This window comes from Paenibacillus sp. EB106-05-06-XG162, from assembly GCF_058791655.1.
Window position 1 is genome coordinate 45,715 of the sequence record NZ_JBYTDT010000005.1, and the last position, 22,535, is coordinate 68,249.

The following is a 22,535-nucleotide window of genomic DNA, read 5'->3' on the forward strand; positions in this document are numbered from 1 at the left end:
GAGAACATGGGGCATCTCGTCGAAGAAAATCTCGAAACCGTAAAGCAGCAGATGAAATTAGCCTGCGAAGCTTCAGGACGCAAGATAGAAGATGTGAAATTGTTGTTGGCGACAAAAACAGTACCGCTCGAGAAATTACAAATTGCCATTCAGGTGGGCGAGGTACTATTCGGTGAGAACAAAGCACAAGAGCTTCGGGACAAATTTCCGCTTATGCAGCAGCACAACCAAGTGGAATGGCATTTTATCGGCCATCTGCAAACGAATAAAGTGAAGGACGTTGTCAAATATGTTACGCTCATTCATTCGGTAGATCGTCTGAAATTGGGGCAGGCGTTGCATCATCAGCTCGTCAAAGAGAACAGGACCATGGATATTTTGGTGCAAATCAATACGTCCTACGAGGAAAGTAAATTCGGTGCTTCGCCAGAATCGGCACTGGCGTTGGTAGAACAATTGTCTCAATTCGAAACGTTGAACATCAAAGGCTTGATGACGATTGGGAAACTGGGTGCCACGAACGAAGAGACCCGGCAATGCTTCCGATTATTAAAACAAATTCAGTTGCAAATGATGGAGGCGAAATTTCCGCGTGTAGAAATGGATATACTTTCGATGGGCATGTCCGGGGATTTCAAGGTGGCCATCGAAGAAGGAGCTACCATCATAAGAGTTGGGACAAGCGTATTTGGTCAACGTTATTTGCCGGACGTGTATTACTGGAATGAACACGCCCAGCAGGATGATTAGGTGAGAGGCGGGGATGATTGTGTTATAAAAGCATCTCCGCAAGACGATAAATGCCTTCTTTAATTGCTGCCTCATCTACTTTCGCAAAGCCCAGTACCCATCCTTTTCGATTGCTTTCCAAACAATACATACTGAGTGGATAGACACGGATTCCTTGTTCAAGCGCTTGGATTGTCACAGCTTCTTCGTCAAACGAGTCTTCCGCTTCAAGAAGCATATGCAATCCCGTCTCTACACCGCTGAGTGTGAAGCGTTCACCTAGACCGGTCGAAAGGATGGCCTTCGTCATGGCTTCGTGTCTGCGGCGATATACATTTCGGATTCTTCTCATATGGCGCATGAAATGACCGTGTTCGATAAAATGAGCAAGCGTTAATTGTTCCATGATCGGAAGATGGCGATAAGTTAACTCGTGGACTTGAGCAAGCTGACGAATGGCCTCTGTTGGGCCAATGATGGCCGATATACGAATACCAGGAGCAACCATTTTGGAAAAACTCATCATATACAACGTATTCTGAGGTTGCTGGCTGAACAAAGTTGTGAGAGGGTCGCCGCGATATCGAAACTCGCTATCATAGTCGTCCTCAACAATCCAGAATTGACGTTGAGCGGCCATGTGCAGTAATTGCTGTCTGCGGGGTTCCGACATGATCACGCCAACTGCGCACTGGTGCGAAGGCGTAACAAAGGCTAGTTTGGAATTTGGATGAAGATGCTCTACTTGGAGTCCGTATTCATCGACAGGGACGGGAACAACATTCATCCGCCGATACTTCATTGCCATCCAGGCCGCGGGGAAACCGGGATCTTCAACAGACACCGTATCTCCTTCAGTTAAAAGGGCTTGGGCGATCAAATCTATACTATGCTGTGCGCCTGAAGTTAATATAATTTGATCGATATGCACGTGAATGCCTCGCTCAAGAGACAAATAACGCTGAATCTGTTCCCGCAGCGGTACGAAACCGTAGGCGTTACCGTAAGCCCAACTGGCCAGATCTGTTTCTGCAGAAGCTAGCAGAAACGATTGCCTCCAATTTTTTTGAAATTGTGCATCCAAATAAGGTTCGTGTGGACTAAAATCGATTTCCACGTTTCGGTATTCCTTGCCTCTAAACCAGCTATGCAGATGGCCGACTGCATCGTTTAATAAAGGTAACTCGGGGGTGACAGGGCCTTGGGGGTTATCATCCTTCGTAAAATTAGTCATGCAGGTCCAATCGCTCACCCTTGTGCCGCCGCGCCGAGACGTAACGGTGTAACCACGGCTGAATAATTCTTCATATACAATCTGTATGGTGGAGCGAGAGACACCAACCAATGGAGCGAGTTCGCGAGACGGCAGCAGCAATTCGCCCGGAGGCCATTTCCCGGTTGAAATATTATAAATTGCTTGGTCCAGCAATTGTTGCCATATTGGGCGATCGTCGTCACGGTTAACTTTTAACATTCGTTGCACCCCCATGTATGTTTTGAAATATGGATTGTTCAAATTATTGATTTATGAGTATTAGAGTCATTCCAATACTTGATACTAGCATGATGATAATAGCCTTGCAACGATAACAATAATTCAAAAAGTGAATTTATGGAGATAGAAAACTAAGATTCTCATGATTCATTTAGAACAGCAAGACAAAGCAGTCGCTAATGCGATAAGTCAAGAGCTTGGAAGACAGCGGGATACGATAGAACTGATTGCATCGGAGAATTTTGTCAGTCAGGCCGTCATGGGAAGTGTACGTGAGATTACGTCTCAGTTTCCTTTATATGAAGGACGGCATTAAACAATGAGGATGATATCTGCTCGTAAGAGCGCGGATATCATCTTTTTCGTTGTTGTATTGCTTATATGGTGCGCCTGTGTTAGGCTATGATCATATTAAGTTATAATGTTATAACATTATAACAAATATACAAACAAAACATATGATTCGGATATGGAGGAAGAACAGATGTCTAATTATGATAAGTTTCCAGAGGTTCGGGTTACGGGGAAAGATTCAAGCGCATGGAAAGGCTATGATTCGATTGTTGCTGAACTAAATACCACATTGAATAAGCTGGGTAAGCGAACAGTATTGGTCATTGATTGTTATCCCGGTGTTCGATATGAAGAGATTCTAGAGCAAATGATCAAGCCGCTGAACGCGGATCTTGTGATTCATTCTGATGACTTAGCCTATTCCGGTGATGAGATTACAGCAATGATCGAGCGTAATCTAACGGATGATCGCGTATTCGGTGTCATGTCATGCCACCAGCTGCATGAATTTTATGATCAAGCCAAAATAGCTGAAGCCAAAAACAAAATAAATGGTGTTAACCAAGGATTAATCGTAATCTATGGTGTGGGTGCTTCGCTCGTCTACCAGCCGGATCTCCTCGTATATTTGGACCTCGCGCGTTGGGAGATTCAACAGCGATACCGCTCCAAGGAGATGGGGAACTGGAAGGTTGATAATCATAACGAAGATATATTGCGCAAATATAAACGAGGTTATTTCGTTGAATGGCGTATTGCCGATCGACATAAAAAACGCTTATACCAACAAATCGATTATCTCGTAGACACGAATGTGTTGAATCAACCCAAAATGGTTACCGGGGAAGCCTTTTTGGCAGGTCTTGCAGAAGCTAGTCGTCGTCCGTTCCGCGTTGTGCCGTATTTTGATGCCGGCATATGGGGCGGTCAATGGATGAAAGAAGTCTGTGACCTTGATCGAGATAAGATCAATTTTGCTTGGAGTTTCGACGGGGTGCCGGAGGAGAACAGCTTGTATCTCACGTATGGCGACGTTCGAATTGAAGTGCCATCGATTAACTTGGTGTTCAGACATCCGGCCGAAATTCTAGGCGATAAGGTACATGCTCGCTTCGGAACAGAATTCCCAATTCGGTTCGATTTCCTCGATACGATGGGCGGCCAGAATCTAAGTCTTCAGGTGCATCCATTAACGGAGTACATTCAAGAGAACTTTGGCATGCACTACACGCAGGATGAGAGCTATTATATTCTGGATGCGAAAGATCAAGCGCTCGTGTATCTGGGCGTCAAAGAAGGCATCAATTCAGAAGAAATGATGGAAGATCTGCGAAAAGCTGAACGAGGAGAGTCCTCTTTCCCTGATGACAAGTACATTAACACATACGTCGCGAAGAAGCATGATCACTACCTGATTCCTGCGGGTACGATTCACTGCTCAGGGGAAAATACGATGGTCCTCGAGATCAGCGCAACCCCTTATATCTTTACGTTCAAGTTGTGGGATTGGGACCGACTCGGTTTGGATGGACGACCTCGCCCGGTTCATATCGATCATGGTGAGAAGGTTATTCAGTGGGAGCGGGATACGAAGTGGGTTGATACCAATTTGATCAATCGGTTCGAGAAGATTGCAGAAGGTGATGGATGGATCGAAGAGAGAACGGGACTGCATGATCGGCAATTTATCGAGACGAGAAGACATTGGTTCTCCAAGACGGTAATGCATGACACCCATGAGAGCGTGAATGTGCTAAACTTGGTGGAGGGGGAAGAAGCTATCGTCGAAAGTCCTTCCCAAGCATTCGAACCGTTCATTGTCCACTATGCAGAGACGTTTTTCATTCCATCATCGGTCAAAACGTACACGATTCGTCCGCATGGCCCGTCAGTTGGCAAGACGATCGCGACGCTAAAAGCATTTGTAAGAGTGTAACGGAATCGAGATATAGATAGGGTTTAGGGGGAATATCAATGGCCTTTGAGCTAGACCAGAGTAAGGAGGCATTGCCTCTATATATTCAGATCAAACAGGATCTCAAAGCGAAGATTCTGAATGGGACGTGGAACGAGGGAGATAAGATCCCAAATGAGCTTGATTTGTGCAAGCTATACGATGTAAGCAGAACGACGGTAAGGGACGCGCTGAACGAACTGGTATGGGAAGAGTATCTCATTCGGCGAAGAGCTAAAGGGACGTATGTACTTGGCGTTCCAGGGCAACGGCAGGATTCGGATGTCTATGAAACCCATTTTCGGAGTTTTACGCATCAGATGAAAGAGCTGGGCAAGGAAGCGGGGACCTTAAAGGCAGAAGTGATGCGTACTCCAGCGAGTGCATTTATCGCGGAGCAGCTTGGTGTCCAAGAGGGTGAGCTTATCTATGAAATCCAGCGCGTCAGAGGCGTAGGGGATACAGCCATCGTGTTTTTCAAGACGTACATCCACGTTCCGATTGAGCTCTCGCTGAAGCCAGAGGATTATTACGGATCGTTGTATCAGATGCTGCTTGGTCTTGGGATTAAGGTTAAGAAAGTGCAGGAGTACCTTGAAGCTGTGAATCCAAGTGAAAGCTTGCAGCAAATCCTAAATATCGAACCGAACCAACCGATTCTCAAACGCGTGCGCAGCACGTTCAATGAACAGAAGCATTTCTCGGAGTATACGGAATGTTACTACATTGGGGAGCGTTATCGCTATTATCTGGAGTTTGATCAAATATCAAAGTAGTAGCTTTTACGATAAGGGGCTGTTCCGTAGGTCATGAAGTATGACCAAAGGAACAGCCCTTTTTTAATTTTTTGACGAAGGAATCAGCGGTTCAGCAGTAGGATTACTTTTTTCCAGCGGATGAGTGACCTTTCAGGGTCAAATCCCATAGACTGTTGATACATTCGTAGAAGTGTGGGAGGCTGTCGATGAGTTCTGCAAATTGTTCGATACAGATCGCTCCCGGGCATGGTATTCGTATTTCTTCTCTACTACTCAAGACGCTCGGGATTGGGAAACCTCGCCAAATCAGTCTCAAGTTTGGTAGTAAATTAATAACTTCTGATTTGGTTCTGACTCACAGACAAGGTCATTCCCTGCGTCTATCCTCAGCGCTGTCTAATGAACTGAAGCTTCCCCATGCGGGGAAATGTCTCGTCACCAAACGAGGTGACAACGAGATTCAAATTGGTCCACTCATTGGGATCCTGGCAGGACGTACGAAGCACGGAGGGATTTCCTTCGGAGGAATGTCAGGTTTTTTCAGGCAGCAGATCAGCGCAGGCGAGGGTAAATCTTATAGTTTTGCCTTTAGTCCAAAGGATGTGAACTGGGAAGAGGAGACCGTTACGGGTTATTTTCCTCAAAAAACAGGAGGGTGGATTCGCAGGAAGCTTCCGCTGCCGGATGTCGTATATAACCGAATGCAGAGTCGACAGGCCGAGCGGGTGACATCGATGGGCAGCTTCAAAGAGCGTTTCCTGCGCCGATCCATTCCGTTATTTAACTGGGGCTTTTTTGATAAGTCGGATGTCTATAAGCTGCTTGTTGACGATCCGCTCGCGAAGCATATTCCAGAATCGCATTTGAGCCCGTCGGCGATTACGATGAAGGAAATGTTGAACAAGTACGGTACTGTCTACCTGAAGCCGTCGGGAGGGAGTCTCGGGGTCGGCATCTATAAGCTGATACGGCATCGAGAACATCGTTATACGGTTCGTTATCGGTCTCATGGTCAGAATAGAGTCGTGCACTATACAAGTGCGGATCGCATGTTGAACATGCTGATGAAGCATCAGCGAAGCCGATTCCATCAGTATATTGCTCAGCAAGGGATTGATCTCATTCAGGTAGATTCGTGTCCGGTTGATTTTCGATTCCATATGACTAAGGACGGAGAGAATCAATGGGTCGTCGCTGCGATTGGCGCCAAAAAAGCGGGGAAAGGCAGCATTACGACACATGTAGCTAGCGGCGGCAAGCTGCTTTCGACAGAGCAAGTATTTCGACAGGCATTCGGAGGAGATGCTCCACAGATGCTGCGAAAAGCAAGGTCAACCGCGGTTGATCTAGCGCGAGCTATTGAGCGTAATTATCCATATTTACTAGGGGAAATTGGCTTTGATCTAGGGATCGATCAGTCCGGTAAGGTCTGGATGTTCGAAGCGAATGCGAAGCCAGGCCGCTCCATCTTCAAACATCCTACCGCGAAATCCGGGGAGCGTGCCTCGCTCGACAATTTGATTGACTATTGCAAATACCTTAGCAAGTTTTGACCTGGGAGGGTAGGGTGATGACAACAGTTCAGGCTCAGGCGCGCAGACGTCCTGTCATAGCTATCTTAACAGCCAAGGATCAACATCGAAGTATGCGCGGAAGATTCAGCAATTTCGGCGATATCATTCGGGTCGGCAAAAAGCTCGGAGCAACGGTGTATGTCACGACCGCAGAGGATATCCGGTCATCGCAGAAAAAAATTGTGGGTCTCTATTACAGTAAGCAATCTGGCATGTGGATGACGAAGTCCTTTCCTGCACCCCATGTGATCTATAACCGGATTCCCTTCCGTAAATATGAGGCGAAGCCGGAAATACAGCAGACCATTCACAATTTATTGCATGATCGCAAAGTGAGGTTATTCAACCCGTTTTTCTTCAATAAATGGACCCTCTATGAATGGTTGTCTCGCGCCAAATCTACGAAGACATCGCTGCCGAAGACAGAGAAGCTCACGTCCTCCTCCATCCTGGAGACCTATTTGGAGCAGCACGCAGCTATCTATTTGAAGCCAATTCATGGGAAAGCCGGCAAAGGCATCATGCAGGGGCAAAGACTGAAGAATGAAGGCGGTCCGAAATACAGGCTTATTTATACCAAGGGGAAGAAGCGGCACGTTCATAATTTCTGGACGATTCTCGAGATGTGGCTGCATCTGAGGCAGAAAATGGGGGCCAAAGAATATATCGTGCAGCAAGCGATTGATTTAACGAAATCGCATGGTGATCCATTCGACCTTCGGATTCTCGTACAGAAGAATCAGACGAATACGTGGCAGTTGACAGGGATTGGCGCACGTGTTGCAGGTAAGCGAAGCATTACGACCCATGTGCCAAGGGGAGGATCAATTCAGAGCGTAAACAAAGTGCTTAAGGCGGTATTTGGCGCGAAAAGGGCGCGAGATATCAAAGAGAATGCGGGAACATTAGCACTCGTCATTGCGGAACAAATTGAGAAATCATCGGGATATGAACTGGGTGAGATGTCGATGGACATCGGCGTGGATAGCAACGGGAAGCTGTGGTTTTTCGAGGCCAATTCGAAGCCGATGAAATTCGACGAACCGCGTATACATCGTAAGTCTCTCAAGACGTTAATCCAATATTGTATTTATCTCAGTTCGCTGAGCACAGATAACTATACGGAGAACCCTTAGATCCAGTGATTTAAGGGTTTTTTTCTGTTATCGAAGTTCGGTAATGAAACGATAATGAGAAGCCCTCCATAATCGTATGGAGGGCTCTATAATAAGGGTCAAGGTTGATCTCATAGATTCGTAATATCTTCTAAGTTAAGCAGTGTATCGAAGGAGGTAACCCGGCTCTCTTTTCTCCGTATTCTTTCGCGGGCTATAGGTTTGACTTTTCCCTTGAACATCGAATTGTAGACGAAGAAGGCGTATTCAATCGGCTTTATTATCGCTAGATTGTAAGTATCCTTCTCACCGGCTTTGGCGAATACTTCCCTCGCTGGCTTCGGATTGACTTCGAGCAGCCAAGCGTGCCCGCTGCGATCGATCGCTATATCGAGTGCGAGCTCACAGAGCGCGCCGTATTTCTCTTCCAGGAATTTTGCCGTCTCAATTCCTAGCGTCTCCATTTTTTCCTTGACCGTTCTGATCTTCTCGGGGTCTTCGATCCACTCGTTCAAGAGCTTCATCATCGGGAAGGCTTCTCCGCCACCATGCAGATTTGAGGTGACACTCCGTAATGGACCTACCCGACCGGCACAGCCAGTTACCGTCCACTCCCCGCTGCCGTCCTTCTGGACGAGTAGACGGTAGTCGTGAACGCGGCCATTTGGCAGCTTGATGGCGATCCCTTGCTGCAGGATATAGCGATTCTTCGCATTCCAGCTAGAGAGCTTTGAGGCTAATTGTGAGGGCAGAATACGCTGAGGGGAGATGATCTGACGTCTATGGTCTCGTCCTTGAATATCATATCGACGACTTCCAATCAGGCGTTCAATGCGCAGAATTCCGCGCCCGCCTGTACCGTTGATCGGCTTGAGAAAGACGAGCCTTTCCTTATTCATCAGCAGATGTACATCGTTCGCAGAGTTATATAATTTAGTATAAGGCAAATGAGGTTGAATCAAGGGATGGTTACGCAGAACTTGGTAGATGGTCCATTTGTTTCGAAGCGGACGATTCAGGAAACATAAGGAGTTATATCTTGCCCGGAATTTCAGTAATTCCTTGAAGCGATACGTATTCTGAATGCGGCAGCGGTCAAATATAAGATGTGGAAAAGGCGTCCATTTCCTCGACCAAGTACGCGATTTGGGGTGATAGAACATCCCATAAATCTGTTTCTTATTCGAATCGACATCTTGCGGTGTAAAGACAAAAGTCTGCATCCCCAGTTTGTGGCTCGCTGCAATCATGCGCTGGTAGATGGGACGTTCCTCCAAATGTTTCTTCTCATTCAAATATAGCGTGAGTATACCGAGGACTGGTTGAGACAAGGCTAATTCACCCTCTTGCGTCGTATTCAAATGCTAATGTAGGTTTCCCTGTAGGCCCTTCCATGAGATGATGTGCGATTAAGCCCGCTTGAAAACACATGTGTAAGCTGGACAGGTTATCTATGGCCACGTGGCAGGTAAGACTTCCGAGCCGACTAATCTGTTCTTGCATCAGCATCGTGCCGATGTGATTCCCGCGGAATTCGGGATGAACGACGACAAGGCATGTCGTATTGCCGAAGTCTTCGACAAAAGATAGCCCGATTAGACGTGCCTTCGCACGTGATGTTCGCTCGGTTGCAATCAAGAGCTGTGTTCCATTTTCTTGTAATCCGCGTACAGGTAATGATTCCAGCTTCTTCAACGCATCGGTGGTGATTCGTTGATCGCCAGCGTTAATAATAAATTGGATAAATTTAGCACGAAGCACAGGCCATTTCTCTTCGTGCGGAGAGCGAATGACGCGAATGTCCACAGGGGTTCCTCCTGTCTCCCTCTAAGCTTGCTGCACGAGGAATGTGCTGTATTGGAAAATACGTTCAATCGAGCGCTTTCGAATATGCGGTTCATCAAATTTCATTGGCTTCGAATTGGCTTCGAAGAACCAAATATGACCTTGACCATCTACACCGAGGTCCATGGACATCTCACCCAATTGAAAGCCAGACCCACGTTCAAGCTGTCTGGCGATCGTTAAGGAGGTACTCCGGGCACGGGAGAGGATTCTTCGGGTTGGCACTTGCCCGAAAGCCGAGATGAGCAGCTTCTCGGGATCTTCGATGCTTCCGCCGCGTGGAACATGGGTTGTAATGCTAAGGGAGCCTGCCATACGAGCTCCGATACCCGATACTTCCCATTGTCCTCGGCGATTCTTCTGGATGAGAACCCGCAAATCAAAGGGCCTCCGTTGAATCGAGGCCAGTTCGATCCCTTGTTGAACAATATATTGGTTCTGTCCTGCCTCTTTCTTAATTCGTGTCCAGAGCTTGTTAAGGGTAGAGCATTTGTATGTGATGCTGTTCTTCTTATCCTGTATCCTTAGACGGAACGGGAGCGATCTGCTCGGCTGGTATTTCACCATCATGATGCCGACCCCAGCTTTACCGGATTCCGGCTTCAGATAGAGATAGGAGTGTCGCAGAAGCTGTTTGCCGAGCTCCGTCGAGCCTGTTAACCGATGCGTATTTGGGATATGCGGTTTCGTGGATTTGGACTTCTTGAGCCATTCGAATAGCTGCCACTTATTGAAAAAGTAAGGATTATACAGTTTAATCTTCGGATTCGCCAAACATTCTGCAATTTTGCTCTGTACAGCAGGTTCGATCTCATCTTCCCGAAGAGGAATACGATTATAGATGACATGGGGCGCAGGTAACCATTGCTGCACCCACTGATTTGATTCGTTGTAATATGTGTAGCCAGTGACTTTCGCCATATTGAGCTTTAAATCCTTAACTGTCACGACGTAGACCAGATACCCGAGTTCTTTGCCTGTTCGTAAGATATCAATGAAATTGTCCCTGTTCCCCCGGAACATCAGATGGTCATCATCGACTGTTAGAATGGCGATAACAGGTTTTGCTGCAGCCTCTTGGGTGCTTGCATCCATCTAGCTCTCCCCTCTCCGAAATTTGCTGAGATACATGCAGTGTTCGATGATGTGAACGATTGAAGCTTTCCCTTCCTTGCGCAGCGCAGGGTGCTTGAAGATCGATCTTCCAGGCTTCGCGTTCGCTTCGAACATCCATACCTGTTCATCTTGGTCAATACCAATGTCGAAGCCCAGTTCCCCGAGCAGGTGGGGGTAATTCTTCTCAATCGATTCCGCAAGGCTGATAGAGATTTCTTTGGCCTTCTGGAGCACTTCATTGCCTCGAGCCCCAAACGTCCGGCTTAATGCTTGTTCTGGCGTAAGAAGCTGGCCGCCGTTCTTGATATGGGTCGTGACGCTGCCTTTCCCGGCTTTCTTCGCGCCGATGCCGACGACGACCCATTGATTGCTGCCATTCTTATGCATATGGAATCGGAAATCAATCGGGCATTGATCAATCTCAATCAGTCGAATCCCTTGCTGAATGACATAGTTATGCAGGGAACGGCCATGCCTTGCTTGGAGCATGCGCATGAGGCTGCTGAAGGTATTGAACCGCAGCAGCACATTGCTTCCCTTCGCACGGTACCTGGCGAAATACCCTTTCTTGGGATTATGGGTCAGACGATAAATGCCGATACCAAGACTTCCCGCCGTCGGCTTGTAGTAGAGGAATTGATGCTTCTCGAGCATCTCCTTCACCTCCTCCGATGTCGGCCCCATGACCGATTCGGGCACATATTGGTTCGCTTCTTCGTCGTCCTTGAGCAGCTCGTAGACATCCGACTTATTGAAGAAACTCCAGTTAAAGAAGGGGATCTTACGTTTGATGAAGCGGTCACGTAAGTTGGCAATCATCGACCCCGTCTCTGCGCGTCTGCTCGGCAGCCGATTATAGACGACCTCCGGAAGTGGGACGGTCTTGCGCGTCCACGTGCCAGAATCACTTAGGAAATAGCCGAGGACAGTATCATCAACCCAGTTAATATCCCGGGGGGCGAACGCGAAAAAGAACCCTTTCTTATTGCCTTCACGCAGCAGTGATTTAATAAAATCGGTGCGGCTGCCAAAAGGATTCGTCGCCGTTCGTACTGAAGCATCCGAGAGGACACCAATCAGCGGGCCGATCTGGACTTCATCTGCGTTGCTATTCAGCAGGTAGACATTACCGGATTTCGGGACCCGAATGGAATTACGAAGGCCGGTTGTGAGATAGAGGTGTTTCCCCGACTTCTTGATCGGCTTCATTGTCGCAGGAATCGATACTCTCCCAAGCCTGAGGTAAATAGACTTTTTGCCAGATAGCTTCAATGTCTTCATCAGAGCATTGGATACATAGACGACCTTCTCGGGCTGCTGCGTAAAATGAACATTACAAACCATTAAACTCATGAATGGACCCTCCTAAGTTGTCGAAGCAATAAATAACGGGCATATACAATGGGATTCTCAACAGATTTCAAGGCGGTGGAGCGGTCATTCATTTGCAGAAAGATGGATCGTCCTGGCTTGGAGTTAACCTCCAATACCCAGAGATTTCCGTTACGATCGACACCAAAATCAATACCGAGCTCCGCTAATCTGCCGTGGCATTCTTCGAGCAGAATGGGAATCTGCTGTGAAAGTTCCTTGATGCTCTCTATGAGGGTTGCCGTCTTGTCGATGCCGAACTCACGTTCAAGGAACGGGATCGCTGCTTCTGCATGCCCGCCGCCATGCAAGTTGGAGGTTAGTGAACCCAGCTTTCCTCGTCTTACAGCCATCCCCGTCAATTGCCATTCCCCATGCTCATTTTTCTGAACAAGGGATCGAATATCAAAGGGTTCTTCATTGCGATTATTTAAATACAAATAGGGCTGCATAATGAACTTACGCGTTCCAATCCACTTATGAATCCAGCGATACCCTGCTTCCTCTTGCTTAAACACGCGTTCGATGATATCGTTGCTCGCGTTGCGTCCGCGAATGCGTAATTTGCCGTCCTGTCTTCGCACATATAATGTGTTCTTGCCATGACTGCCGCCGTGTGGCTTCAGGAAGGCTTCACCACCACAGGCTTCAATCCACTCCCGCAATGTAGTGATCGACTCGTAGAGCACAGTTTCAGGCAGATAGGGCTTCACGGCTTCATACCCACACATGATCTGATAGACATCCCACTTGCCTTTCAATCCACGGCCGAGGAATGTAATGGAAGCCAGTTCGTTCAGTCGCTGGATGGCACGTTGGGTTTCCAGGTATTTGTGAAGCGTTGGATAATAGCAACGGTCGTAGACGACTTTCGGAATAGGAAAAGCACCACGTTCCCAACCTTTATCGGTATAGGCGTAGCCAACGATATACCCGAGCTTGGGCCGTAACCAGGTCGGGGAGAAGACAAAGACGGTGATACCATGTTTACGCCCGACTTCACACAATCGCCGGCAGAATGATTTCTCAGGAATCGGGAGGTCCCCTCTCGTCTCACATACCATAATGCCAAGATATTGAGCGGGCTTATAGGCTCTATTTTTTGACACAGGCAAGACTCCTTTAGAATCCGGACAGGAAACGCGAGTATTCAATCATTTGCTTAACAGAAGGCCGGATCTTATTCTCTTTAAGTGGTGTATTGTCATTCTTGGATGGCTTCGAGTTGACTTCCAGCAGCCAAATATGTCCCGATGTATCGAGTGCGAGATCGATGCCGAGTTCACCAAAGTGTGCGGGAATGAAATCATCAACACCCTTGGCGATTTCAAGCGCCGCTTTATGAAGACGAAGATGTGCATCCCCTTTATTGCCGGGTGGGAGGTTGGATTTACTCACCGCTTCCTTCACTGTACTCAGCGTTCCGCCTCGTGCGAGATTGGATACGAAGTGATGATCCCCAGCCGTCCTTGCGACAATCGAGGTGACATTCCATTTGCCTGTTGCATTCTTCTGCACCAAGGCACGGAAGTCAATGGGACGCTTGGTATTCTCGATGAGATTGAGTCCTTGCTGCATCTGATAGCGGGTCGTTTTCATCTTGACTGAGAGGCTAGTGAACAGTTTCGGTAAAGAGGGATAGGTGGCTCGCCGCGTACCGTTCATCGTGGCATAATGCGCTTGATATGCGATTCCGCCATTTTGCTTGCTCACACGGATGATTCCTTTCCCGAGACTCCCGCGAATAGGCTTGAGGAACACATGGCTGTATTTGGCGCACATGCTCTTCAATCCCGCAAAATTGCGCAGCATATGGGATTCTGGTAAAAATCGCTGCAAGGACGTATCTTTGCGAAGGGCCTCGAAGACTTCCGACTTATCGAGAAATTTCTCATTGAAGAATGGGGTTTTGTAACGGGATTTTACTTCTTTCAGAAAATGCTGTACGCTAGGTTTGTTCTCAAATTTTCTGGATGTAAGTCGGTTATTGATGACATCTCCAATGGGAAGTATCGACTTCTGCCAACGGCCATTATAGACCCAGCCTTGAAGTTGACATGTGCTCGAGCCGATGTGATCCGGAGTGAAGAAATACACAAAAGCACCTTGTACGCGGCAGGCGTCGACGAGTTCTTTGCAGAAGCTCGTGATGGTGCCAAAGGGTTTATCCGAATCTTCCGAATAGTCACGACTGATCAACACGCTAATAAGTGGCCCCATCTTGAGTACTCCGCTTTTGTAATTCAATCGAAGTTGAACACCCGAGAACAGCCCTGTTTTGCGCGCCAAAGCGGGGTGGATCCGGATTCCGTCGTACTTTGGTACGGGAATGACTTTCACGTGTTGTCTGAATGAACCGAAATGGAGCATCAAGTATTGGTGGGTAGGGATTTTCCACTGTTTGATCGTACTTTCCCCAATCATGAGCACGTCTTCTTGTATGATGCCGGAGCTGGTCACCTGGATGGGGAATTTGCTTTTAGACATTGTGGAGCTCCTCTCAACTACAACTTAATGGGACTAGAGTGGCCTACTGTACTACACTGCATAGATTCATCATATGAGGACATATTTCCCTTGGTGATTGACCCACTTATGAAAAACAAAGAAACCAACAAGAAATGGGGGAGTAGGATGCCGACATGGTTATATATTCTTATTAGTATAGCAGTCGCCGCCTTTGTGGGCGGTCTGACCAATCATTTTGCCATTAAAATGTTATTTCATCCGAGAAAACCGATTTATCTAGGGAGTTGGCGCGTTCCATTCACGCCAGGATTAATTCCTAAGCGCAAAGAAGAAATTGCAGGTTCGCTTGGCGAAATTGTCTCGGATTACCTCGTAACAACGGAAGGTCTGCAAGAGCTCCTGCAAAAGCCTCAATTCCGAGCCCAAATTGAGAACAGATTGATTGAGGGTATACAGCGGTTAGGTCAAGATGAGCGAACACTCAAACAATTCGCGCTTGGATATATGTCAGAAGAAGCGTGGGAAGCTTACAAAGATCGAACGGTCCTCTGGCTTCAGGGCGCGGTGGATCAGGGTATCAAGTGGGCGTGGAATCGATATGAACTGGCGGACAAGCCTCTTCATGAACTAATTCCAGGTTGGTCGCCTGAGCTGATGACACGGTGGTCCGATATGGCCGCGGAAGGCATTATGAGCGCTGTTCGTGAAGAGATTACTTCCCTGCAAGGTCAACGGATGCTCAGACGTGTAGCTTCGGGGCTCGTGAGCCAGTCGGGTGGATTCCTGGGCGCGATGGCTTCCATGTTCATGGATGAGGAGAAGATCGTTCAGAAGATGACCCCTGTCTTGGTCGAGCAGCTAGAGTCGGAACATGTTCGGGTTATTCTTAGTACGAAGATCGAACGTAGACTTGAATCCTTGTCGACATTGCCACTCGATCAGGTGCTTCGTTCTATGGCGGGCGAGGATGGATTGAACTGGATATCACGCCATGCCCAGAACATGATACAATGGAAGCAATGGGTTCAGCAGGCAGAAGAAATACATATCGGGTCGCTCGTAAGTCGATTTGAAGAACGTCTAACTTTGGTTATGCCTCGTGTTGTTCAGGTGGCGCTAGGCATGTTGGAACGTAATATGGCGAATATCGTCAAGTCGATTCAATTGCCTCAGCTCGTTCGCGAACAGGTTGAGCGATTCCCGATCGAACGCTTGGAACATATTATTCTGAGTGTGTCGGGACGAGAATTCCAAGCGATAACATGGCTTGGCGCACTGCTCGGTGGTATTATTGGGTTATTTCAGGCTCTGTTCATGCTATGGTTAGGGTGATGGAATCTCATAACAGATTGATGATGACTTTTTGAACAACCTTTATAAGGGAGAGAAGAAGAATGAATGTATATGATAAAGCACATGAGCTTGCAAAAGCGTTGAAAGATTGCCCAGAGGTGGCTGAAGTTAAAAGTATGATGAATTTGATCGCTGCAGACCCAGACAGCAAACGTATGCTGGATGAGTTCCGTGCGAATCAAGCTGAGATGCAGCAAAGAATGATGTCAGGCGATATGCCGAATCCGGAAGAGATGGAGAAGATGGAGAAAATGTTCGAACTGCTCCAGATGAACCAACATATCAGTCGATTGTTCGATGCAGAGCGTCGTCTTAGTGTAATTATTGAAGACATTAACAAAATTGTGCTTCAGAACTTGGAGTTCCTATATCAATAAGTTGAGCGAAAAAAGAATAATTCTATAGCGAGCTCCTTTGCTTTTTGTCATATTTCGATTCTTATCCACATAGGGTGAAGAATAGGACAAACATGCAAAGGAGTTTTTGCGTATGCGTACTTGGAAAGTAGCAAAATCGGTTATTTATTTGGGGGTTGCTCTCGGCATGCTGCTCTTCGCTTGGCCGAAACTTCATCTATTATTGTCGTGGTCAGCTGGTACGGTATTCGTCTATGTCTGGCTCTTATTTGCTTTCTTAATCATTTTATCGCAGCTTCATTATTTATTGCTATCGAGCGAGCAGCAGGAGGAGAAAATTCAGCGCCTAAGAAGATATCGCCGTTTACAATGGCAGCAGAAGCTATCGCAGTCACTCGAACGGAAGACACGAATCAGAGGGGAATGATCCTTTCCTTGTTAAGCAAGATCTTTGTCGAGGCGAAGGGGTAGAATTTTAATCGTTTTTGTCGAACAATATTTGGGCCCTCAGAACTGAAACTTTCTGGAAAAAAGAACGTCTATATCCATGCTTTGCAAAGCAGACCAGTGAGAATGGGGGAGGTTCGCATCATGCGAAGATGGGTATCGGTTTTATTAACGTTCATGCTCGTTTCCGTTAGTATCTCAAATCACGTATCAGCAGCTGCGCAGACGACACTAGAGAAGTATCAAATTCTGAAAGATAAGGGGATATTCACGGGATTCTCGGACGGCAGTGCAAGACTGAATGAGGAAATGTCACGCGAGCAATTCGCGGCCGTCTTGTTCCGATTGATGGACTTGAAGCAAGTTCCCGGTTCACCGAGTTACAACGATGTACTTAAGACACGCTGGTCCTATGGATACGTAGAGGCAGCGACGCAAGCAGGTCTCATGAAGGGCCTTGGAGCAGGCAAGTTCGGACCTACAGCGCCGGTGACGGTCGAGCAGCTTGCTACTATGCTTGTGCGTGCCTATGGTATCGAAGGATCAAGCAGCAATGGGGTTGGTGGCAAAGTATCATCTTGGGCGCGGAGTACGGTAGCTGTCGCACTCGATAAGGGCATTATTCCGATTATGTACGATTACACCGGGAATGCGACGAGAGCACTGCTCGTGGACGCGACGTACGCCGCTTATCAGAAGATGGCTGAGCCTGAATACAAGACGCTTAAGGTGAAATCACTAGACGTCATTTCGAATACGAAGCTGGTCTTGAACCTCGATGAAGCGGTGTCTGTCATTAAACCGGAGAATATTACGATTCGCAAGACCTATGGCAATAGCAAACTCACCATTCGCCAAGCTGTCCTGAGCAGTGACGGGAAGAAGGTTGAGATTATAACCGATCCGCAAGAAGGATCCACACAATACACATTAACAGTAGATGACAATACGAAGCCATTCGTCTCGCTTGCTGTGGATACGACGAAGCCTCGAATCACCGATTTCCATACCGCTTCGAACTATTGGCTGTCGATTACCTTCTCAGAGCCTGTTGATCTAAGCTCTGCGACAGACTTATCCAATTACTCCGTGAATAACAACCTCTATCTATATCGCGCAGATCTCTCGAATGACGGCCGTACCGTTACGATTCAGACTTCAGAACAGAAGTCGAATACACGCTATACCTTTGTTGCTTATCGGGTCGCGGATAAGGCAGGCAATACACTCGATCCCGTTAACTTCAGCTTCGGGGAAGATGATGATCGATCGGGACCGACCGTAAAGAAGGTGACCTCCGATTCGAATCGTGTAACCATCTGGTTCGATGAACGTCTGGACCGTGGAACCGCTGAGGATAAGTACAACTACAGCATGAACGGAGATTTGGGATATCCATCGGGTGTCAGCTACAATGATTCGAACCAATCGGTCACGTTAACAACACCAGATCAAGTGAATGGGAAAGTATATACGATCTCGATGAAATATATCGAAGATCGCTTCGGGAACAAAATAAATAACCCGACGAAGGTTAATTTTACAGGCGTGAATGATGATGCATGGATGACATTAAATGTGCAGAGCATTCGGTCGATCGATTGGAATACGCTCGAGATTCGGGTTGATGATCCGCTTACCGCTGCTGATCTTGCGCAGCTGAACGTGGTTGTGAACCGGGATAATGGGAATGCCGTCTCCATGTCTGGATGGCAATCCTATGTGACGCAGCCAGACAGCCGAACGATCCGTGTACAATTCAGAACGGCGGATAACGGGAACCCGAATCTGTTCCGTGAGCAGCATACGATCCAAGCCTCCGTCTATGGACTGCCGAACTTGAATACGCGGAATCAAGCGAATGTGAAGTCGTTCTCGGGTACGGATTATGCGAATCCAATTCCAACGATCAAGCAGGTGAAGGCGCTCGATCAACGTTCTGTCCTTGTGCAATTCAGCGAGCCGGTTCGTAATGTGTCGCGCGATGGGTTCATCATTAAAGATGCAAAAGGCGGTTACGTGACCATCAAATCGGATTCTATCAATAATCGCAATAAAGTGGTCGATGAAGCTGTTCTTTATCTCGATTCGCCGACGGATGGGGATGTCTACACGATGACCTTTACGGGTGCCGTGACAGATGCAGCTGGTTGGAACAGCATGAAGGTTACCGATGGATCGAATCCGTACAGTGTACAGTTCCGAGGCATTGGCGACAATAATGCAGCGCCGCGTATCGCAAGCACAGCTTCGACAGATCCGTATAATATTACCGTGCAATTCAGCGAACCTGTACGTAATGCGGAGAAGGGTCCTTTTACAATATGGAATGAGGAACGGAAAGGACTGGATCTGAAAAATGGCGAGAATGCTACGTTCGAAGTGTCGGAAGACCGTACCAAGCTCTACATTCACTTATTTGCCGACAAATTGGATGGCCTGAAGAAAAACGATGATTACAAATTAATCTATAACACGGATTCTGGCCGGATCGTGGATGATCAGGGTAAAGGGTATGACACGGCACAAGGCGCGAACGAGTCCAGCTTCAAGGCCAAAGGAAGCAAGCACGATGCATCATATATCGAGAGCGTAAATGCGGAAAACACTAAAATCGTATTGACCTTAAGTGATCCTGTGCAAGGCTTCAAAGGTCGGACCGATGATTTCGAAATCGTGATTAGTGGGAATCGTGTCACGCCTACGGCAGGTGAAATTTCGAAAGACGGCAAGACCATCACGCTGACGGTTGAACGCTTGGATAAGCGGAACCATGGACAGATTCGTGTGACAGATCAAGGATCGGGTTATCTCGTAGATGTGAATCACGTTGGTATGGATCAAGAATGGGTTAGCTTCCGTACGAAATAATACAGTGAGGATTCATGTGTAAAAAATCGCTTTCGAATGCTATACTAGTGAAATAGTACAGATTCGGATTCGAGGTGATACAGCGTGGATTTTCATGAAGAGACGCTCACAAAGCATGAGCTGTTGTTGCAGCATATTGAAGGACTGAAGATTGGTTCCAAAATATCGGTACGAAAGCTCGCCAAAGAAATGCAGGTCAGTGAGGGGACAGCTTACCGCGCCGTAAAGGAAGCAGAAAATATCGGTTACGTCTTAACGAAAGATCGGATTGGAACGATTCGAGTCGATAAGGCTTCACGCCGTCATTTATCTGAGCACTTAACCTTCGAGGAGGTCGTCAAGATCGTTGGCGGGCACGTTCTCGGAGGCTCCAAGGGGCTCGTCAAACCGCTGCACAAATATGTGATCGGTGCGATGGAGCTGGAGGATATGCTCGGCTATATTGACGCGGGAAGCCTGTTGATCGTTGGTAACCGGCAGAGCGCACATCGTTTAGCCTTGCAGCAAGGCGCAGGCGTGCTCATTACAGGGGGATTTGAGGCGAGCCGTGAGGTGAAGCTGATTGCCGATGCGCTCGATCTGCCGATTATCTCGTGTAAGCATGATACGTTTACTGTTGCTTCGCTCATTAACCGGGCGATCTATGACCGATTGATCAAGAAAAAAATTATGCTGATTGAAGACATCGTTGAGCTCGGCAAAAAAGTGAATGCACTGAAATCGCACAGCACAATTGGGGATTTCCAAGAGCTGCGCGAACGGACAGGTCAATCCAGATTCCCAGTGGTCGATGAATGGAACCATGTCATCGGGATGATCACGTACAAAGATATCTCCGGATTGCAGCCGGATCATGTCATCGACAAGCATTACACGCGGAATCCGATCACGGTTACCATGAGTACTTCACTGGCCTCTGCCGCCCATATGATGGCGTGGGAAGGCATCGAAGTACTGCCGATCGTCGATCGTAATCGCAAGCTGCTCTCGACCGCGACGCGGAAGCAGGTTCTTCAGGCGATGCGGGATGCACAGAAGCTGCCGCAGCTTGGAGAGACATTCGATGATCTCATCTGGAGCCACTTCGAGGAGGAGCGGGATGAGCAGAACAAGTTGTACTTCCGCGGCCAAGTGACACCGCAGATGTCAAGTCATTTGGGATCACTCTCCAAGGGTGTCTTTACGACCATTGTCACCCAAGTGGTGTACCGTTTCATTCGAGACGAGCGTCACACCGATCATGACGTGGAGAACATGACATTCTATTTCTTAAGACCTGTTCAGATTGAGAAGGAAATGACGGTTCGCGTTGAAATGATCGAGGCAAGTCGACGATTCTGCAAGGTCGATGTCGTCGTGAAATGTGACGATCAAATCGTCTGCAAGGTGATGATAACGGCACAGGCTTTTGGCGAGGCATGAAATAATTCGAATAGTAAGAAGGTACACAAATAACCCTCTTGTTCGGACATCGGTTGAAGATGCGAGCAAGAGGGTTATTAATCATTGAACAGCTGTTAGGCGTTATTATTCATTTTGTTGAAATGGCTGTGATTTCGCAGTCCTGCATAAATGTTGAAGCATCCGAGAAGTAAGAACAATGCACCGATCACGACGCGTGTCGATGAACCGCTGAACATGAACAGTTGGATGACAGCGAGCAGGATCAACATGGCGCCAAGACTTATATTCATGCGTGCCCCGTATAAGCCGCGTTGCATGGAATCCTTGGAGCGATGCGACTTCCAGCTATTGAATACGGAGAAGCCGAGTGAAACAGCAAGCAGGAAGTAGAGAACGATGAAGATTGTGCTTGTCATATGTATTGTAGCCCCTTTTTTTCGTCAATTGCTCCGTCTATTGTAACATATTTCCTCAGGGGATATCATGGCGTTTTGCGTCGACCCAAATTTGTAACAATCCATCATTGACGAGCATCGTTCGGATTTGGATTTTGAAGTCTTGATCATGGATGTCTTTGTAGACTTTATGTTTAATTAGCTCGCTGGCGAATTTGGCGTCAGAGCTTATTTTGAACATGTCGCGTCCTAAGAAGATTTGCAGATCTTCACGTATTTGTTTTTTGAGCTCATTTTCTATTTCAAGATCGATTTGGTCTTTTTCATTCGCTTGCTTGATAATATAGACTTGAATTTTACGAATGGACTTGTGCTGATTTTTATATTTGTTGAGTGCTTCAATATCGTCTTTATATTGCTCGATTTGTGCACGCAAATCACTGTTAATATTCGTAAGGTGCGTAAATTGGAGGTGAAAGAAACCATTGTACACAGCGCTCCCGACAATCATTCCGCAGAGGAAGATGGCGACGAAGCGCATCAGATGGCGATATCGGCTAAAAGGCGGCACTCGCATCGGGAACCTACCCTCGCTCTCGGCAGATCCAGGCTACAAGCTCTGTCGCCATATGGGCACCTAGAAAGGCACAGATAATATAGAGAATTTGTTTGATGGCGGGTGATAGATTGCCGTCGAAAAAATTGCTCTCAATGACGCGCAATGGATCAATGGTTCCGCCCACAGCAGCGGCAAGCGCCCATATTTTGAGCGATTTGGCGACATTCAGCATCGTAAGCGTTGGCGGCTGTAATGCAATAACAGCCCCGATGCCGCCGAGCATTGCGCCCCCGAGTACAATGCCAAAAGCAATGAAAAAATCTAATAATGCCTTGGTTGCGAAGGATTCCATTCTAAATTCGGCTCCTTTCCTCTCTGTTTGCGCCCCGTTATCGTGTATACTTAAGCTTATGGGTGTTGTCCAAGGAAT

General features: G+C 47.4%; 20 protein-coding genes and 1 pseudogene. 11 read left to right on the plus strand and 10 right to left on the minus strand.

Annotation, left to right across the window (positions count from 1 at the left end; all coding sequences use genetic code 11):
• Positions 1 to 6: 6 nt before the first annotated feature.
• A complete protein-coding gene (locus AC3WU2_RS13245; RefSeq protein WP_492454803.1) occupies positions 7 to 750 on the plus strand; it encodes a YggS family pyridoxal phosphate-dependent enzyme in 744 nt (247 codons plus the stop codon).
• 22 nt (positions 751 to 772) lie between these two features.
• On the opposite strand, the gene pdxR is transcribed toward AC3WU2_RS13245, so the two are convergent.
• The gene (pdxR, locus tag AC3WU2_RS13250; protein ID WP_492454805.1) at positions 773 to 2,203 is read right to left on the minus strand and encodes a MocR-like pyridoxine biosynthesis transcription factor PdxR; all 1,431 of its coding nucleotides are present in this window, start codon (positions 2,201 to 2,203) and stop codon (positions 773 to 775) included.
• Between the two features lie 163 nt (positions 2,204 to 2,366).
• Here pdxR and AC3WU2_RS13255 point away from each other — a divergent pair.
• The 5 genes and pseudogenes from AC3WU2_RS13255 to AC3WU2_RS13275 form a co-directional block, all read left to right on the plus strand.
• Positions 2,367 to 2,486: pseudogene (locus AC3WU2_RS13255) on the plus strand (serine hydroxymethyltransferase); the annotation flags it as partial.
• Positions 2,487 to 2,708: 222 nt separating this feature from the next.
• Positions 2,709 to 4,454 carry a class I mannose-6-phosphate isomerase gene (locus tag AC3WU2_RS13260; protein WP_492454807.1) on the plus strand — a complete coding sequence of 582 codons (1,746 nt, stop codon included), beginning with the start codon at positions 2,709 to 2,711 and terminating at the stop codon, positions 4,452 to 4,454.
• 38 nt (positions 4,455 to 4,492) lie between these two features.
• On the plus strand, positions 4,493 to 5,248 hold the full coding sequence (locus AC3WU2_RS13265; protein WP_018756102.1) for a GntR family transcriptional regulator: 756 nt from the start codon (positions 4,493 to 4,495) through the stop codon (positions 5,246 to 5,248).
• Positions 5,249 to 5,436: 188 nt separating this feature from the next.
• Positions 5,437 to 6,783, plus strand: coding sequence for a YheC/YheD family endospore coat-associated protein (locus tag AC3WU2_RS13270; protein WP_492454810.1), 1,347 nt, complete (start codon positions 5,437 to 5,439; stop codon positions 6,781 to 6,783).
• 17 nt (positions 6,784 to 6,800) lie between these two features.
• Positions 6,801 to 7,940, plus strand: a complete 1,140-nt coding sequence (locus AC3WU2_RS13275) for a YheC/YheD family endospore coat-associated protein (protein WP_492454812.1) — start codon at positions 6,801 to 6,803, stop codon at positions 7,938 to 7,940.
• A 110-nt stretch (positions 7,941 to 8,050) separates the two neighbouring features.
• On the opposite strand, the gene AC3WU2_RS13280 is transcribed toward AC3WU2_RS13275, so the two are convergent.
• The 6 genes from AC3WU2_RS13280 to AC3WU2_RS13305 are packed head-to-tail and all read right to left on the minus strand — an operon-like array spanning position 8,051 to position 14,738.
• Entirely contained in the window at positions 8,051 to 9,250 is a 1,200-nt protein-coding gene (locus AC3WU2_RS13280; protein ID WP_492454814.1) for a YheC/YheD family endospore coat-associated protein, read from the minus strand.
• 7 nt (positions 9,251 to 9,257) lie between these two features.
• Positions 9,258 to 9,725: a GNAT family N-acetyltransferase gene (locus tag AC3WU2_RS13285; protein WP_492454816.1), complete on the minus strand. Its 468-nt coding sequence runs from the start codon at positions 9,723 to 9,725 to the stop codon at positions 9,258 to 9,260.
• A 21-nt stretch (positions 9,726 to 9,746) separates the two neighbouring features.
• Positions 9,747 to 10,859: a YheC/YheD family endospore coat-associated protein gene (locus AC3WU2_RS13290; RefSeq protein WP_492454818.1), complete on the minus strand. Its 1,113-nt coding sequence runs from the start codon at positions 10,857 to 10,859 to the stop codon at positions 9,747 to 9,749.
• Positions 10,860 to 12,233: a YheC/YheD family endospore coat-associated protein gene (locus AC3WU2_RS13295; RefSeq protein ID WP_492454820.1), complete on the minus strand. Its 1,374-nt coding sequence runs from the start codon at positions 12,231 to 12,233 to the stop codon at positions 10,860 to 10,862.
• The gene (locus tag AC3WU2_RS13300; protein ID WP_492454822.1) at positions 12,230 to 13,360 is read right to left on the minus strand and encodes a YheC/YheD family endospore coat-associated protein; all 1,131 of its coding nucleotides are present in this window, start codon (positions 13,358 to 13,360) and stop codon (positions 12,230 to 12,232) included. The genes AC3WU2_RS13295 and AC3WU2_RS13300 overlap by 4 nt, the downstream gene beginning before the upstream one ends.
• A 13-nt stretch (positions 13,361 to 13,373) precedes the next feature.
• Positions 13,374 to 14,738, minus strand: a complete 1,365-nt coding sequence (locus tag AC3WU2_RS13305) for a YheC/YheD family endospore coat-associated protein (protein WP_492454824.1) — start codon at positions 14,736 to 14,738, stop codon at positions 13,374 to 13,376.
• A 147-nt stretch (positions 14,739 to 14,885) separates the two neighbouring features.
• Here AC3WU2_RS13305 and AC3WU2_RS13310 point away from each other — a divergent pair, with 147 nt between their 5' ends.
• From AC3WU2_RS13310 to AC3WU2_RS13330, 5 genes are all read left to right on the plus strand, one after another.
• Positions 14,886 to 16,052, plus strand: a complete 1,167-nt coding sequence (locus AC3WU2_RS13310) for a DUF445 domain-containing protein (protein ID WP_492454826.1) — start codon at positions 14,886 to 14,888, stop codon at positions 16,050 to 16,052.
• A gap of 62 nt (positions 16,053 to 16,114) precedes the next feature.
• Positions 16,115 to 16,450 carry a YlbF/YmcA family competence regulator gene (locus AC3WU2_RS13315; protein WP_018756092.1) on the plus strand — a complete coding sequence of 112 codons (336 nt, stop codon included), beginning with the start codon at positions 16,115 to 16,117 and terminating at the stop codon, positions 16,448 to 16,450.
• 112 nt (positions 16,451 to 16,562) lie between these two features.
• Positions 16,563 to 16,856 carry a hypothetical protein gene (locus tag AC3WU2_RS13320; protein ID WP_018756091.1) on the plus strand — a complete coding sequence of 98 codons (294 nt, stop codon included), beginning with the start codon at positions 16,563 to 16,565 and terminating at the stop codon, positions 16,854 to 16,856.
• A gap of 164 nt (positions 16,857 to 17,020) precedes the next feature.
• Positions 17,021 to 19,747: an Ig-like domain-containing protein gene (locus tag AC3WU2_RS13325; RefSeq protein ID WP_492454829.1), complete on the plus strand. Its 2,727-nt coding sequence runs from the start codon at positions 17,021 to 17,023 to the stop codon at positions 19,745 to 19,747.
• An 84-nt stretch (positions 19,748 to 19,831) separates the two neighbouring features.
• Positions 19,832 to 21,169 (plus strand): DRTGG domain-containing protein, encoded by a 1,338-nt coding sequence (locus AC3WU2_RS13330; protein WP_492454831.1) that lies wholly within the window; start codon positions 19,832 to 19,834, stop codon positions 21,167 to 21,169.
• Positions 21,170 to 21,264: 95 nt separating this feature from the next.
• Here the strand turns inward: AC3WU2_RS13330 and AC3WU2_RS13335 are convergent, their stop codons facing one another.
• From AC3WU2_RS13335 to AC3WU2_RS13345, 3 genes are read right to left on the minus strand one after another with little or no spacing between them, the layout of a single operon-like run.
• On the minus strand, positions 21,265 to 21,567 hold the full coding sequence (locus tag AC3WU2_RS13335; RefSeq protein WP_018756088.1) for a YtpI family protein: 303 nt from the start codon (positions 21,565 to 21,567) through the stop codon (positions 21,265 to 21,267).
• A gap of 55 nt (positions 21,568 to 21,622) precedes the next feature.
• A complete protein-coding gene (locus AC3WU2_RS13340; protein WP_492454833.1) occupies positions 21,623 to 22,123 on the minus strand; it encodes a sporulation membrane protein YtrI in 501 nt (166 codons plus the stop codon).
• Positions 22,124 to 22,130: 7 nt separating this feature from the next.
• Positions 22,131 to 22,457 carry a YtrH family sporulation protein gene (locus AC3WU2_RS13345; protein ID WP_018756086.1) on the minus strand — a complete coding sequence of 109 codons (327 nt, stop codon included), beginning with the start codon at positions 22,455 to 22,457 and terminating at the stop codon, positions 22,131 to 22,133.
• Positions 22,458 to 22,535: the final 78 nt, after the last annotated feature.